Below are 15526 nucleotides of genomic sequence, written 5' to 3'. Positions count from 1 at the left end.
TAAAGGGACATTTCACTTTTAAAAAGGCCGGATGCGGTGAGGCTAATAGGCTAAAAACATTTTAGCCACCCCCCTACCCCTAGCCGTATAGCTTCTTGTCCTCCCAGGTCTTCATGTTATGATGTGCGTGACAAAGGTACTGCAGGTTGCTTTCCTCTAACCGTAGCTCCCAGGCTACAGCAATAGGGATAATATGGTCTAATATGTATCCAGCCCGGATACGCTTCTCAGCCTTGCACCTGGCACACAGCCCGAAGCACTTCTTAATCACAACGGCCCTAAGCCTGCGCCATTCTTTACTTTCATAGAACGCTTTAGCTATTTGGTCGCGTTGGTGCTTGTCGTAATATCGGTGCCGTTCACTGGTGTCTATTGGATGCTTGGCGCACCGGATCTCGCCCGGCGCTATCAGCTCACCGCATCCCGGCTTATTGCATAATTTTCTAATCGCCATAGCTACCTTTCTGTAGAAAGCAAAAAGGCCCCTCCAACAAGGAAAGGCCTTTTTTCTATTACAAGGAGGAGGTATTTATAATATAGCCCGAAACTAAGCATCAAAAGTCGCATCATAGTCGCAACATCTATAAGATAATACGCTCCCCAGCTTCTAACTCATTATCTGGAATGTACAAATTATACCCGCCTACCGGGTAAGTTTCGCTGCCTCTAACCACTACGCAGTCATAGCCGCCGCCTTTATAGCGGAAAGGAACGACCGTTATATATGGCAGTTTAATAATATGACCTATAAGCATGTTTAGCGCCTCCCATGTATTTGATTATTCATGAATGTTCATTGAAGTTCTTCGCCACGCCACTGCTCAGCTTTTATCGTCTTCTGTGCATCTGATAAATTCATGCCAGTGCATTTCGGACAATGCTCAGGATCATGAGCATCGGGAGTATAAAATTCAAAGTTACACTCGTCGCAAAAGAATTGGTTTAACAAAAATTGTATTTTCATCCCATGCCCCTCCATATTCAAGCCTGTTCTACTTTCACAATGTCTAAATCTACTGCTCCACGTTGTGATAATTCGCAGACGTGCTCCGGGTCGCTAAGATCGCGCAGGCATCTTTCGATGTCCTCTTGTTTTCTGTAATCATATGGATTAAAAATCAGGTTATTTCGATTACGCTGCCCTCTACTCCAATCAATAATAGTGTACAGATCACCTGCACTTGTTACACAGATTGAAAACTTGTAATTGGATGCCTTGACGATGTAATGGTCCTTTTCTTTTTCGAAAAACACTATATTGCCAATGTCCAGTTGCATGCTCGATCGTTGTTCGTTCATTTCTTTGACGTAATCTTCGGCCTGACAGTCGGCGCAATCTTTATACTCAAGACCGTGAGTGCAAGTATATTGCAAGGCGTGGTAAAATCCATGATGCTTTTCGGTATTGCAACAATGTTCTCTCCCATTAAATTTACGAGTACCGTTAGCTCCGTAATCAGGTCCGCACACAGGGCAAGTAATCACGTTAATTCCTCCTTATGTCCTTCGATATTCATTTTGTTGTATCGCGCCAGTCCTGCCGCATTATCACAAAGCATAGATCCGTTCGTGATAGGCCCGTCAGCCTGGCAAGCTCTGACCGCCTCATAGACCCTTGATGCTCTCGCAGTAACTCAGCCTGCCGTGCTGTCAGCTTAATTTCCCCAAAGTTATCCTCCGGCTTACTTAGCCCGACGTCCTCTCCGCGTTGAGCTTTGCGGGTTATCAACTCCCATGTGTCCGATATAGGTTTCCCGCTCGGATCGATATAGCCCGCCCGCTTAAGGCGTCTTATGCGCGCCCTAACGTAGTTGCTGGTGTTTCCCAGCTCCCTAGTAAGCTGCTTTACGGTCTTACCGGCTATGAGCCCCTTGTAAACCGGGACGTCGGACTTGAGAAGCTTAACGTTATTCATTTGCCCTTTGCCTCCATGTGTATCTGCTGCAAGGCATGCCAGGTATCACGCTTAATGTCTTCGAGCATCTGAAACGCCTCTCGGGGCGTTTTTCCTTCGTCTTCCACCATACTTGCAAGCGCCGAAACAATTAATACAACGTTTCTGTTTTTCATATCAATCGTGTGCATGCTCCCCCGCCTCCCTCATCGTCTTCCTAGCCTTTCAGCGACAGCCGCCACAATTTCATTACGCCATCGGATAACCGTGGACCGGTTAGCGTTGCATTTCATGGCTATACCGTCCCAGGTAAGCACCTGCGGCCGCATCCAATAGCGTAAGTGCAGCATGCGCTTCCGTTCGTCCGGAAGGAGACTGACCACATACTCAATAGCCTGTGTCACGTTCTCCATTTCGGCCAGCGCTCGGTTACTTGCTAGAGCCGTAACTGCCCGTCCGTCTGACTCACCATGTAGAAGGGCTTGCCGGTTGGCGCGGATATGCTGAACTGTAGCGTGATAGTCCCGCAGCTCGTCCTCGATATTCTTGAAGGTGCTTTGTCTCAAAGCCATACGCTTATCAGCTCCCTTTGTATTTATCTATCCTGGCTTTAACCGCGCTCATGAGCGCATTCTGACCGGTAGCCTTTCGCTCTAGCGCATTAATTACGTCCTCGTCCATTGTGCCCTCAGCTATGATGTGATGAATGATAACATTCTGCTTTTGCCCTTGTCTGAATAGCCTAGCGTTGGCCTGCTCGTACAGCTCCAGGCTCCAGGTGAGCCCGAACCAAACAATGATACAGCCGCCGTCCTGGAGGTTAAGCCCATGCCCAGCCGAAGCGGGGTGACAGCCCATAAGGCTAATTTTGCCTTTATTCCAGTTGGCTATATCCTCGCTGGTCTTAAGCTCTTTTATTTTAAAGCGCTTAGCTATCCGGCTTATGTCGTGCTTGAAGCCATAGAACAGCAGCACCGGCTTTCCGTTAGCGGCTTCAATGATATCCTCCAAGGCGTCGAGCTTGCCGTCATGGATAACGTGCGCTGCCCGATCCTCGTCGTAGATAGCACCGTTAGCCATCTGTAGCAGTTTGTTACTCAGGACAGCCGCGCCGTTGGCTATGATCGTCGTGTCCGCATCGACAAGCGGCAAAAGCAGGTCTCTCTCCAGCTTCTCGTACTTTGCTCGGCTCTCTTTATCCAAGACAACCGGAATATAGTTAAGGATCTTCTCCGGCATATCCAGATAATCCTCAGCCTTCATGCTTACGCATATGTCGCTGATAGCCTCATAAATTTTAGTCTCGGTTTCTCGCTTCTGCTTCCACTCATAGACGACATGCCCCCGCTTTGCCCCCGCCTGGAAATACCGCTCCCGATAACCGCCTAGCGTCTGCCCTAAGCGCTCCCCACCATCAAGCAAGTAGAGCTGCGCCCACAGGTCCATGAGGCTATTTGGCGCCGGGGTGCCCGTTAGGCCAACAATACGCTTGATGAAAGGCCGGACACGTCGTAAGGCCCGCCAGCGCTGCGAATCACTATTCTTAAAGCTTGACAGCTCGTCTATAACCACCATGTCAAAGGGCCATTTCTTACCGGTCTGCGCTACCAGCCAAGGGACATTTTCCCGATTGATGATGTAAATATCCGCGTCCGCTTTTAAGGCGTCTAGGCGCTGTTTCTGAGAGCCCAATATCTTCGACAGCCGTAAGTGCTTGGTATGCTCCCACTTGACGCTCTCACGGCTCCAGGTGTCCTCGGCTACCCGTTTGGGCGCTATGATAAGCACCTTATCAACCTCGAAGCTGTCAAACATCAAGCTGTTAACGGCTGTTAGGGTGATTACTGTTTTGCCAAGCCCCATATCCAAAAACAGCCCAGCTATCGGAGAATCCTCCACGCGACTAATAGCATACTCTTGGTAGTTGTGCGGCTTATAGGCTAAGCTCATGATTAACGAATGCCTCTATTCCTTCCAGCGAGTTAATGACATACACCGTATGCCCCAAATCGCTAAATTGCTTAATCCGGTATTTCTGAATCTCTGAAAGCTTGCCGGTAGGAGCTTTCATTTCCACAAACACAGCACGCCCACCAGGTAACAGGACAACCCTATCCGGCACGCCAGCCGTCCCAGGAGATTCGAACTTCAAGCACATAGCTCCACGCTTTTCAATTTCCATTTTTAAACGTCTTTCCAGCGCTCTTTCTCGCATAGCCCCTCCAAAATTTTTAGTTGGACAGCGGACAGCAGGACAGCGGGTTTTCCTTCTCCTGCTATATTTTCATTTAGCCCCTATTTTGATAGGCCAATATAGGGCTAACTATTATTATTTCTAAATATAGTAAAATCTGCTGTCTTGCTGTCCACAGGTGCCTCAAACCCTTGGTACATAAGGCTTTTTTCATGGACAGCAAACGCGGACAGCGGATTTTTTTTGCTGTCCGCTGTCCAGACAGCAGAATTTTTGCTGTCCTCCGCTGTCCGCTGAATTTTGCCGTTTATACCACTCTATCGTAATGGAATTGCTTTCCATATATGGAATGTACTCCGCGCTTGTCACGTTGCTCCCACCCCGGTAAGCTGCGCAAAATCGCATGAATCCTCTTAGCCTCCCAGTTAGCTAACGATAGAATATCCTTCCGCAGGCACTCGTTAGCTACTTCTTGAGCTGTTATGCTGTCACGCCGAACCGTACCTGTAGGCTTGTCGTAAAAGTACTGTCTGCGCTGCTGCTCATCCAGGCTGTCCCAATCTTCCGTAATCGGTATATCAAGGAACTGACGTATAGGTTCTTCCCACTGATCGGCCTCTGTGTGTGTTTTGTGCAGCTCAGACAATACGCCTTGTAAGCTTGGGCTCAATAGCAAGCTCTCCCCGGACCGGTAAGCGACAAGCGCCTCGGCCCATACCTGGCTTATCGCGTAGTCGTCTAAATGCTCAAAGTGGTTCATAAGCCTATCAGCCGGGTTGACTTTGACCGGCCAAAAACGCCTATTGCCTGTCGGATCTTTTAGGAAGTCCTCATTATTCGTCGTGCCGAAAAATACGCATTTCCGGGGAAAGTCCGATACCACCCGATCGTATGCCACCCGGTACCTGTCAGACGTTTTTGAAAGGAAATTTTTTATCTCGTCAACGTCGGCCTTTTTCATGGCCGCAAGCTCGCCAATTTCGATAATCCAGGCGCCCTGTAGCTGCTCTGAGGCTTCCTTATTCTCGAATGTCTTGAGGCTATCGTTAAACCATGGCCCACCCAACCGGGATATGAGGCTGCTCTTATGCGAGCCTTGCGGGCCTATGAGGACAACCATTGTGTCATACTTGCACCCAGGCTCGTATATCCGCTTAACGGCTGCTGTGAGGCTTTTCCTTGTAACCTCTCTAATATAGGGCGTGTCCTCTGCCCCCAGGTAGTCTATAAATAAGGTATCCAGGCGCTCTACGCCGTCCCAGGCGTTAGCCTCTAGGTACTCCTTGACCGGATGGAACTGCTTGGACTGCACAACCTCGGTGAAGGCATTTTTAAGCAGGTATTGCGTATTAAAGTCGTATTTCTTGGAGAAATGATGCTGTAAGCGGGCATCGTCGGACGCAAGCCACGCCTCATATTCTTCATGCTTAAGCCTTCGGTCCCGCCACGGTAGGCGGGCTCGGATTACCTCTCTATTCTGAAAGGCGTCATAGCCTAGCACGCCCTCAAATTCACCGTACCGCAGGAGCAATTCAGCATTATTTGCTGTTGAAAGGATAGCGCCTGTCTTTTTATCTACGTCTAGCTGCTCCTGCCAGGCGCCCTCTGCTTTTAAATCTTCTGCAAAGTCCTCCGCTGCCGTAAGCCTCTTTTGAATGAGCGAGCTTCGTATACCCGGGAGCTTTACAGCAAACTCCTGCATGGCCTCGTAGCTCGGTAGCTTCGTGTGATTAGTCGATTCCTTGCTGTCCGCGTCCTGATCTCCGAATAGGTGAATCCTTACCAGGTCAAAAGCGTTGAGGCCCCTACCGTTCGCCGGGTCGCTCTCATGTTGCGAGTACGCGAAGGTATCATCGTCATAGACGATAAGACCAGCGCTAGAGCTAGCTCCCACGTAAGTATATCTGTCGGGGTGAGCTGTCTCCTCGTATATGTCGGGCAGGAAGGCTGCAATGGCCTCCGTGATTGAATACTGTCTGCAAAACTCACCGATTAGCCCCTCCTTTTCCCTTGGATCTTGCATCTTCTTAACGCCTTCACGGTAGGTCTTTTCGCCTGCCGCTCGGGGCCAGGTGCTGGCGTCCCGCCAGTTGTCGTAACGGCTGAGGATACCGTCCAGGCTGATAAGATCGCCCGTGCCCTCTATGCCTACCGGCTTAGCATCCTTGGAGCAGGAAGGGAAGTACATCAGCCTATGCACCTGGAATGTCGTGTGATCGAAGTAGTGCATGCCGATCTCGGCCGCAAGTTTCCGGCTGGCTGCTGCGTACTCGTCCGGGCTGGCTTCTCTATCCATCGGCAGGACTAGCCGGAATTTAGCCTTTTTGGCTCTGTGGCTATGCGTCGAGTAGATATAGTAGGCGTAGCCGTCTAGGTTAAGATCCACATCGAATAGGAAGTCTTCCGCGCTCTCTACGTGGTCCGCGTCAAGTGTGATAAGGCACCGAGAGCTAACACTCTCTCTTAGCCGCCTGCCGCCGTTAACCTCGCCGCCCACATAGGCCGGACCGTCCTTGACCGCGCTCCGGGCGTCATTGTCCATAGCGTCATATTCGCGCATGGTCTCATCCGTGTAGCGGACAGCCCGAAGCTCCTTCACAAAGTCGGCCCACTCTACGCCATACTTAGGCTTCCAGTTTTTCTCACCTCGGTTGCGTCCGTAAGATATATTAAGCATGGCTGCACTTCCTATTCTGTTTCGTTTACCTCATGGGTTTGCAAAGGGATGCAAGCTAAGCATCGTAAGCCGGTAATGGTCGTACCGGGGATACGTATTCGCCTAACGTCAGGTCCGTACGTTAAGCAAGCCCTGCAAGTCCTACCTGTTTTCATCTTAGGGTCCTTGATATTATCGTTAGGCAAAGGCTCAGGCTTAGGCATGCAGTCCGGGCACCGTTGATATCTGTACCCGTTGACCTCCTTATTCGTAACATCTGACGACCGGACACCGCATCCCATGCACAAGGGCGCCTTTTCGGGCTCAGGCTTAGGCATACAATCAGGGCAGCGCAGGTATTCGTTGCCGTCGATAATCTTACTCGTAACCTCCAGCGAACGAATGCCGCAACTGTAGCACCTCGGTACGCTTGGGATGTCCGTCTCGATGTGCCCGGACCCATTAAGCATGGCGCCAAGCAGCCCATACCCAGCGATATCCCGGTAAGGTGACTCGCCTAGCGCGTCCTTATCCGTGGCTATCCTCATCAGCTTATCAAAGATACGCACCACACAAAGAGCGTCAACGTACTGAGCTGGCTCAATGCCTTTAGGGTAGAGGAGCTTCAAAAACTCTCCGCACTTGCTAAAGGAATCGCCATAGGCTGCCTGCTTTTCTTCCACAAGCTGCCCGATCTCATTAGCTAATTTTCTGTAGCTCATGTTAAGCACCCCATTCCACTTGTCCTGTGTCTTTAATCGATCTTAGATTTTCTATTGCTCTTGCGATTCGGGAAGCTCTGTCTCTCCCCGGTATGCTTTTCGGGTAGCCATTAGCCGCAGCCATAATCCACGTTGAGAAGTCCCTACTATGGAGCCTCTCGCATTGCTCCCTTATGATCTTGTGATTAACGCCCAATAGGTGAAACTTAATATCAGGGAAGGCGTTAATGCACTTGTTAGCCCAATTCGCAACAACCTGTTTGTCCTCCACCGGCACACACCCGCCGAGTGCTACCCGGTCTATGTTCGTTTCCACGTATCGCAGAAGAAAAGTCATAGGGTCGCCGTAATGGAAAACGGGAACAGGTCTAAACCCTTCCCAATTCATAAGTTGCCAATAATAAAACGACATCCTAGCATTCCCGATCACATCAAGGGAGATATACTCGTCAACATGATCTTTATTAGCTGCCACATAATTCATGTAATCCACAAGGCTAATATTTTTCCCTTGCGTAAATGCGCTATAGGCTCCGCTGTCGAGCATAATGGCAGGTCTATAACCTAGATCCTCGATTAGCGAGCTTACTGGCTTATTTTTGAAGTAAAAGTATGATATCAGTATGTGCGAAGGGCGGGCTGCTCTCACAGCCTCTATCTCAGCTGGGCGGTTACAAACCACCGAATATACATTCATCTGATCGAGCCCCCAAGATTAAATCTGTTGATTGGCTTTTTAACCGCGTTGCCGCTGCTGTCCCTCACTACGCCCCCATCTGTCCGGGCTCTCAGCTCGGCAAGCTCTTGAGCCGATAGCGTGTAAGTCTTAACCTTACCCGGAGGAGAGCCCTCCCGTGACAAGTCCCGTCTAGCGTATCTCTCGTTAGGCATATAGAACCTCCCATAGCTCAGAATCGATCATCGGCAGCATACGGGCGGCCAATGCGCCAATTACATTAACGGTTACCGCGTTCCCCGCCTGCTTATATAGTTGGCTGTCTGATATGCGCTCTAGCCGCGTGTTCATAGGGATATCACGCCTGCTTACGCGCACCATGTTTTTGGCTTCTTCCAATGTGAAGTATTTTGCTTTATAAAACTGCTTATCGGTGAAACCTTGAAGCCTCCAGCACTCTAAGGGCGTCAGCTTACGTATCCTATATGCCGGGTAATGCCCGATAGCCACACCGTGCGTATCTTGCGCGGTTAGGGTGTAGGACTCCTCGTCATCTTCCTTAAAGCGGCGTCCGTTCTGCTGCTTTGCTACCCTATCCGGTGTGAGTACCGGACGGACTTCCGGCGTCACCACTTGCGGAACCTTATCTAGCCTAGCCGCCTGTAGAGTCCCAACCTCATCGTGCTTGATGGTCGTTGTCCAGGATGTCGTTTTCTGAAACACGGTATATGGCATTAGAATCTTCGGCGTAGTGTTTCCGCTAGAGCCGGTAGGTACGGTAGGTGACACACCATCAACCGAATAGACCCGCCTGCATATATCATGACCGCTGATACCTTCGACATGTCCGATCATGATAGGCTCTACCACTCTATGGTTTTCTTGATATGCGTTAGACGTTAGCGTAGGAGCCTCCTCATGGAGCCCACCTTTGTTCTTCCCGCGAGGCATCTGTAGAATGCACGGGCCGTGTAGCTCTAATTGGGCAATCAGCGCCGCAGCCTTCTCGTCTGAAAGATAATATTTCTCAGGGACGCTAGGCTCTAAGATATCCCGCAACCTAACCGTCACCGTGTCGTTCTTGGGCCAATCAAAGTTAAAAGTCTTGACACCGTATTCCTTCGCCGCTTTCTTGGCTTTTGACTCCACACTGTTTCCGGAAATAGTCCATTCGGCGTGCCCAACATCCCTACTAGCCACAATGAAAATGCGCTCACGGTTCTGCGGTACACCGTAATGCTTGCTGTTCAGCACCTTAAAGTCGATGGCATAGCCGATATCGTCCATAATCTCGCACATAGTCTGAAAGGTCTTTCCCCTATCATGTGACAGCAAGCCTTTCACGTTCTCAAGGAGCATGAGCGCCGGACGCTTAACGTTAGCAATACGAATAATTTCGAAGAATAACGTTCCTCTAGCATCATCAAAGCCCGCGCGCTTGCCCGCCACGCTGAACGCTTGGCACGGAAAGCCTCCAAGCAAAATGTCATGGTCCGGTATGCTGTGCGCGTCTACTTTCGTTATATCGCCGTGTAGTTCCGGCGCCCCGTTGTAAAGAGCTTTATATGACTGTGCTGCGTACTTATCTATCTCACTAGCAAATACACATTTGCCGCCTACGGTATCGAATGCTGTGCGGAAGCCTCCGATACCGGCGAATAGCTCTATATAGTTGAACATTTATATCAGCCCTTTTTTCAGAGCAACGCTATGCCCTACGATATTAGGGTCTACAATAACCTCATGTGTATCTACAACTTCCAGCCCTCCGCATAAAGGACAGCAAGGAGAACCCGTATCAGAAAATGAGCTGATAGCAAAATTGGCCTGGCACCGTTCATCCTCACATGTGTAGCAATTCATATGAGCCAAGTTAATCAATCCTTCTTATAGAATTGTGTCTCGTACCCCTCAGCCTTAAGCGGTAAGCCTGGTGCCCATGGAATAGGCTGGCACATGATCTCACCCATATCCTCCACGCTGCCGAAGCCGTCCGGTACTTCTGAGACAATCTCATCATGTACATGGATGGCAATGGGATAGCCTCCACTCTCTACGGCCAGCATGCTGACCGCTAGGCAGTCCCGCGCTATCGCCTGGATGATATTCTCCACAAGCGTCCCGCCCCAGGTGCGCCGCCTGCCCCATTTGGACGTTTTTTGATCCACGCCCTCATGGCTGAGCTGCTTTTTGCCGTATTTGCCCTCCTCTAGCTTAGGCTTGTAATAGCTAAGCCGCCGCCCGCTAGGCAATTCACAGAAAAGCCAGTCTCCACTAACAAAATAGGTGATAAGGTTTCGGACTTTGCGCCTGCCGCCTCGCTCCACCGCAGCTACCGCCGCAGCCTCTACAGAGCGCCATAGCTTGACTATCATGGGGTTTGCCGCCCGCCAGGCGGTTACGATAGGCTGCAACTCTGACTCTGCGATACCATCACGCAATGCACCCATAGCGATAAGCGCATTAACGCCGCCGCCGTAACCGCAGGCCAGCGTCGCCACTTTGCCGTTCTGCCGCATCTTGCTACCCTTGGTCACTTGCTCGAGCGGGACGTTATACATGCTTGAAGCCGTAGCCTCGTATATCTTTCCGTGAGTAGCGAACACCTCAAGGACCCATTGCTCCCCGGCCACCCAGGCTAACACCCTCGCCTCGATCGAGTTAAAATCACATACAATGTATCGTTTGCCTGCCTCGGCTATTAGCGCCGTCCGTAGGAGCTGAGAAAGCGTGTCCGGCACGCTGTCAAATAACATTTCCAGTAGCTCGAAGTCTCCGCGCCGGACAATATCCCTGGCAAGCTCCAAGTCGTTTAAGAGATTCTTCGGCAGGTTTTGCGGCTGGAATATTCGTCCGGCCCATCGGCCCGTGCGGTTAGCCCCATAGAACAGAAGCGTTCCCCTCAGCCGATCATCAGCACACAAGGCCCGGCTGATAGCTCGGTACTTTTTAACGCTTGTCTTGCTTAGCTCCTGCCGCAGCCGCAGCACCTGAGCCGTGACTCCCTCATCTAGCGTAGAAAGGATATCCTTGACGGTATCCTTCTTAATGTCCTCGGTTTCGATACCTTCATCAGCTAACCAGCTCATGAGCTGAGGCCCGCTGTTAGGGTTATCAAGCCCGGTAAGCTCTTTTGCTTCCTCCAGGGCTCTAGCCTTGAACTGCTCATCACACGCCATGGCCTGCCGGACAAACTCCCGATCGACGCCAACGCCGCGGTTATTTATCTGTTGGTCTAGGCGCCACAGCTCCCACTCATCCGCAGGAACCGGGAAGCGTGCGAGGGCTTTTGCTACAGCCCTCTCAGTGTCAACGTCTGTCCGGCAGTAAGACCGGTACTCGTCCCAGCGCACAGGGTCATGATGCGGGTAGTTGCGCGTCCTGCCGTTGTTAACCTTAGTGGGCTTACACGGCACGGAAAAATATTTGATAAGCTGTTTACCCTTTGCGTCTTTCTGGATCTCTACGCCGAGAACCTTGGCCACGCCGTCCAAGTATCCCGGCAGACCCAGGTAACGGGAACCAAACCGCCGTACATTCCCATTGATCGATAGGGAGCTTTAAGCCTAGATGCTTCTCAAGACAACCGATTTCAAAAGAGGCATTATACGCCGTCTTTTTAACTGTCGGATCTAACAGAGCGGAAAGGACATGAGCCGGAATGTCCTCAAAATTCGCAAGGTCAATATCCACTACCGGCTCATCGTCGAAAGCGTAGGCAAATATAAGAATCTCGAAGTCGGGCGACTCTATATACTTGTGTGCGCCTTGGGTCTTAATGTCCACGCTGCTATATGTCTCAAGGTCGATTCTAAGGGCTCTCATGGTCCAAAATGATAGAGCAGGTAGGCTCTGAATACCGCTTCGGGCATAGTTTTAGCATAAACACGGTGCCACAATCGGCCCCATTCAGGGGTTTTGACCGATAAGCATACATGCCAATCCCACAAGTCGGCAGTACCACTCTTTACGGCCGAGCTTTCTTCGGACGCCGTGTTTATGGTTACGTCCACCCCTTTCTCTCGCAGGTGTTCCACTAGACTCCATGCGCTGGCGTTATCCCGGGCAGGCAGGAACAACGGGAGTTTTGTGGCCTCCCTAACCTTCTGCCCCAAATCGTTAATATTTAAGGCCATAATCTGTTGTATGTTCATAACCCGCAGCACTCCTCACAAGCCATAATGGAAAATCAGGAAAGCTCTGCATACCGCTTCAGGCAATTCGGGGGCGTGCGCCCAATAGACGTCATTGTCTACAGGCGACTCGCTAACGATCTTAACAACCCAATCCCCACTATTAGCCTCGCCGCTCTTTACGGCCTTGCTGTCAGGGCTCACCGTGCGAATAACAACTGTCAAGCCCTCAGCCCGTAAGTGCTCCACAATGAACCAAGCGCCAGCTATGTCCGTATTGGGCTCTTTTACATGTTTACCGAGAGCCGCCTCCACTTTTAGGCCAAGGTCGTAAAGATCAAGCCGGAGAATATTATCTTTTGTCATAGCACCTTACCTCCGTGACGGTGCGGCCTTGTGGCATTGTAGGCCATTTTTACATTGATCGCCTCGCCCAAATTGATACCGTACTTGCCGCAAAAGTGCCCAATACGGATTATCACGTCCGCTAGCTCCGAAGGGACGCCGCAAGGCTTCCCGTCTTCTTCGTAGTGCATTTCGTAAACCGGCAGGCCGTTCCTGATATCCTCCAGCGCCTCCGATAGCTCGGAGTGCATGAGGGCAATCTGTTCGCCAGGTGTAACGGGCTTTTCGTCCCAGCCTTTTTCAGCCGCGTTAGTTGCTGCCTCAGCCACCATGTTATTAATCGCTGCGGCTCTCATTTCTAAAAGTGATTCTCTGCTGAGATGATTCATAGTTTCCGTTCCCTCCCGGTATTAGTTGATTAATCTAAAAGGTCGTCGTCCTCGTCCTCAAAGTCGTCATTGAAATCGTCCTCAGCTCGGGAAGCGCCGCCGCCCAAAGCCGGACCGTCTGAAAGCTTCTGCAAGTTGTTAAGCCCCGCCGCAACCCCTTTGCTGCCCTTGCTATCATAGGCATAGAAGTTAAGAGATGCCCGGCCGTAACACCCGCTATAAAACTCGGTAGTGTCGAGGATATCCTCCTTGTCCGCATCAATAATTCCCGGCTGGCGCAGCGAGTTTGCGTTAAGGAACCAATGGCCCTCGAACTCAGGGTTAATATCCAGGTCGCGCTCAGTGTCGCCGTCACGCAAAGGTGTCTTACAATTCGGCGGGATCTTGCCGCCCCATTTGCTGGTTTTCCCTTCTTGCTTCGCTTCCTCGATAGCTGCTTTGATTTTTGCGACGGTTTCCTTGTCGCTCTTAGGGATCATGACGCAAACGCCGTAGGTTTTCCGGCCGTCGTCGCCTTCCTGCGGTTGCCATACGTGGCAGAATGAAAAGCGGACTTTCTTAGTAACAACCTTAGTAGACATATATGAAGGCTCCTTTATGGTTTATAGTTTTTATAATTCATCCGCGAAGTCGTCACGTGCAGAGTCGCCGGTGTTTAGTTCTTTACGCTTGTCCGATTCTGGAACGAGAGCAGGCTTGCCTTCCGATCTTTCAATACAGCCGCCTAACAGGGCCTCGAAGCGCTTCTTTTTCAGCTTCTTCTCAATGTCTGTCAGGCTGATAAGCTCCTCCGGCTTTAGGATATCCTCGGGCTCGTACCCCTCGCCTAGAAGGATCTCCTTCACCGTGCCGATGTTAGTAAACTTCCGGCTACTCTTACCGGATACCAGCTTATAGCCCGGATATCTAATGCCGTTCATAGTGGCTTGTTTATAGGCATAAGCCCCAACCTGATCGCACCATTTTTTGATATCGTCGATGATACCTAACAGCTTTGCTGTGTCTTCTACGGTTAGCCTGTTAGGGTCTTGATAGTCAAACTCTGTAGCCGCTTCGATCATGGACGCGGCCCTCGTAGCGCATGCCGCCCTGCCTCTACAAAATTGACAGTGTTTGCCGGGAATGTACTCCCCGTTACCGCTGTCTGCCGCCTCCGCTAGAACTCTAACCGTAGATTCGGCCCAATCGTACAAATCAAAAGCGGTAAGCTCGTCCGTACTGATATGGTCAAGTCTCGGCTGCACAATAGTCATGCGTACACGCTTGATATCGTATAGAATATCGTACATATTCAGAGCGCCAAGGCCGTATAGTTTCAGCTGCGGGTTGTCCGGGGCGTCTTTCTTAACACCCTGTCCATACTTGAGGTCGATAACCTCCACCGTGCCCTCATATACGATAACCACGTCACCGGTGCCGAAGCCGTCCGGGACCCATTCGCTAAAGTCTAGCCGCTGCTCCAGCATGACTACAGCGTCCGGCGTTACAGCCTTGGCGCTGTTTACTCGCTCCATAACGTAATCTACGTAGCCCCCGACATAATCCAGCATATCGGCACTGTAAAGCTCGCTTTTCTGCTTGGCTTTAAGCAAGCTATTTATTTTCCGCTTATCAATCAGCCCTAGCTCTTTACGCAAGAGGATTTCAGATATTTCGTGGGCTAACGTGCCCTCTTTTGCATAGTCCGTTTCCTCGTTCTCGAAACCTTCCTCGAACTGCGGAGAGCCTGTGCAGGCCATCCAGCGCTCAGCGCCGGAGGCCGACAGTTTGGCGTGGGCTCGTTCCTTATGCGAGTGCATCGTCACCGGACTGAGCCCCCTTGACCGCTTCGATAAACGCCGCATAGCTCGAAGCATCAAGCTCGGAAATCTTTTTAGCTCCTAAATCACCAAGGATCTCTACGAGTTTCGGCCGCATGCCTTTCTGCACAAGCTCGTTAGCCGCCGCCCGTACGTCCTCAGCCGTAAAGCTAGGCTCGTCGTCCTTCTTAGGCTCGGCTGTCGTCTCCTCCGGCTTGGTAGCGCCCTTCTTAGTGGTTTCCTCCTTCTTAGGGGTATCCTCCTTCTTAGGGGTATCCTTTGCGGCCTTAGTTGTGGAAACCTCAGCCTCTGAGCCTGCAATAGCGTTCAAAGTTGCGAGTACGGCGGCAAGCTCTGCGCGCTCACCGTTAATTGTGATTGTAAAATTCATGGATAATTACCTCCAGATATGATATATTTTAAGATGATAAGTTTTTCCTAGGCGCTCTCTGCAAAGAGCGCTTTTGTTGTTTCTTCTATCGCGTAGCCGTTCGATTAGCATCGGCTCTCATCCAGGGCAGCTAACACCAGGGCCAGGCTTACCAGGTTGCCGCCTGTTGTCCTAACGTATAGCCTGCCGTCCTTCTTGACTACTCGCATACGCTGTACCCCTCCAAGGCTAAATACTGAATGAAGGTAAGCCCGGAAGGCTTTAGGGCTAGGAAACTATCCGCTAAGTGCTCCAGCAACTCGTCCGTCGGTACTGGCACGGCCACAC

At 50.9% G+C, this 15526-nt stretch carries 17 protein-coding genes and 1 pseudogene; all 18 read right to left on the bottom strand.

Annotated elements, in window-relative coordinates:
* Positions 1–79 precede the first annotated feature (79 nt).
* The 18 genes and pseudogenes from ACHHV8_RS10000 to ACHHV8_RS09915 all read right to left on the bottom strand — a co-directional run bounded on the left by ACHHV8_RS10000 (position 80) and on the right by ACHHV8_RS09915 (position 15199).
* Complete coding sequence (locus ACHHV8_RS10000) at positions 80–454, bottom strand: HNH endonuclease (protein WP_395158138.1); 375 nt, start codon at positions 452–454, stop codon at positions 80–82.
* 339 nt (positions 455–793) lie between these two features.
* On the bottom strand, positions 794–964 hold the full coding sequence (locus ACHHV8_RS09995; RefSeq protein ID WP_395158137.1) for a hypothetical protein: 171 nt from the start codon (positions 962–964) through the stop codon (positions 794–796).
* 17 nt (positions 965–981) lie between these two features.
* Positions 982–1485, bottom strand: coding sequence for a hypothetical protein (locus ACHHV8_RS09990; RefSeq protein WP_395158136.1), 504 nt, complete (start codon positions 1483–1485; stop codon positions 982–984).
* Between the two features lie 28 nt (positions 1486–1513).
* A complete protein-coding gene (locus ACHHV8_RS09985; protein ID WP_395158135.1) occupies positions 1514–1915 on the bottom strand; it encodes a winged helix-turn-helix transcriptional regulator in 402 nt (133 codons plus the stop codon).
* Positions 1912–2085: a hypothetical protein gene (locus ACHHV8_RS09980; protein WP_395158134.1), complete on the bottom strand. Its 174-nt coding sequence runs from the start codon at positions 2083–2085 to the stop codon at positions 1912–1914. Before ACHHV8_RS09980 ends, ACHHV8_RS09985 begins: the two co-directional genes overlap by 4 nt.
* A 15-nt stretch (positions 2086–2100) precedes the next feature.
* On the bottom strand, positions 2101–2466 hold the full coding sequence (locus ACHHV8_RS09975; protein WP_395158133.1) for a transcriptional regulator: 366 nt from the start codon (positions 2464–2466) through the stop codon (positions 2101–2103).
* 7 nt (positions 2467–2473) lie between these two features.
* Positions 2474–3844, bottom strand: coding sequence for an SNF2-related protein (locus tag ACHHV8_RS09970; protein WP_395158132.1), 1371 nt, complete (start codon positions 3842–3844; stop codon positions 2474–2476).
* Positions 3828–4130, bottom strand: a pseudogene (locus ACHHV8_RS09965) (VRR-NUC domain-containing protein); the annotation flags it as partial. The gene ACHHV8_RS09970 and the pseudogene ACHHV8_RS09965, both read right to left, overlap by 17 nt.
* A 265-nt stretch (positions 4131–4395) precedes the next feature.
* A complete protein-coding gene (locus ACHHV8_RS09960) occupies positions 4396–6765 on the bottom strand; it encodes a virulence-associated E family protein (protein WP_395158131.1) in 2370 nt (789 codons plus the stop codon).
* A gap of 702 nt (positions 6766–7467) precedes the next feature.
* Positions 7468–8163: a hypothetical protein gene (locus ACHHV8_RS09955; protein ID WP_395158130.1), complete on the bottom strand. Its 696-nt coding sequence runs from the start codon at positions 8161–8163 to the stop codon at positions 7468–7470.
* Positions 8164–8349: 186 nt separating this feature from the next.
* Positions 8350–9822, bottom strand: coding sequence for a DNA (cytosine-5-)-methyltransferase (gene dcm / locus ACHHV8_RS09950; protein WP_395158129.1), 1473 nt, complete (start codon positions 9820–9822; stop codon positions 8350–8352).
* Between the two features lie 197 nt (positions 9823–10019).
* The gene (locus ACHHV8_RS09945) at positions 10020–11627 is read right to left on the bottom strand and encodes a DNA polymerase (protein WP_395158128.1); all 1608 of its coding nucleotides are present in this window, start codon (positions 11625–11627) and stop codon (positions 10020–10022) included.
* Positions 11628–11963: 336 nt separating this feature from the next.
* Entirely contained in the window at positions 11964–12296 is a 333-nt protein-coding gene (locus ACHHV8_RS09940; RefSeq protein WP_395158127.1) for a hypothetical protein, read from the bottom strand.
* Positions 12297–12311: 15 nt separating this feature from the next.
* A complete protein-coding gene (locus tag ACHHV8_RS09935; RefSeq protein WP_395158126.1) occupies positions 12312–12641 on the bottom strand; it encodes a hypothetical protein in 330 nt (109 codons plus the stop codon).
* Positions 12638–13009 carry a nucleoside triphosphate pyrophosphohydrolase family protein gene (locus ACHHV8_RS09930; protein WP_395158125.1) on the bottom strand — a complete coding sequence of 124 codons (372 nt, stop codon included), beginning with the start codon at positions 13007–13009 and terminating at the stop codon, positions 12638–12640. The genes ACHHV8_RS09935 and ACHHV8_RS09930 overlap by 4 nt, the downstream gene beginning before the upstream one ends.
* A gap of 29 nt (positions 13010–13038) precedes the next feature.
* A complete protein-coding gene (locus tag ACHHV8_RS09925) occupies positions 13039–13590 on the bottom strand; it encodes a DUF2815 family protein (protein ID WP_395158124.1) in 552 nt (183 codons plus the stop codon).
* A 30-nt stretch (positions 13591–13620) separates the two neighbouring features.
* Positions 13621–14808: a DUF2800 domain-containing protein gene (locus ACHHV8_RS09920; protein WP_395163465.1), complete on the bottom strand. Its 1188-nt coding sequence runs from the start codon at positions 14806–14808 to the stop codon at positions 13621–13623.
* The gene (locus tag ACHHV8_RS09915; RefSeq protein ID WP_395158123.1) at positions 14795–15199 is read right to left on the bottom strand and encodes a hypothetical protein; all 405 of its coding nucleotides are present in this window, start codon (positions 15197–15199) and stop codon (positions 14795–14797) included. The genes ACHHV8_RS09920 and ACHHV8_RS09915 overlap by 14 nt, the downstream gene beginning before the upstream one ends.
* Positions 15200–15526 lie beyond the last annotated feature (327 nt).

The sequence above is a fragment of the Paenibacillus sp. TAB_01 genome (genome assembly GCF_043945595.1).
Taxonomy (GTDB): domain Bacteria; phylum Bacillota; class Bacilli; order Paenibacillales; family NBRC-103111; genus Paenibacillus_S.
Note: the sequence above shows the minus strand (reverse complement) of the source record. Positions and strands in the feature narration are given on the sequence as shown.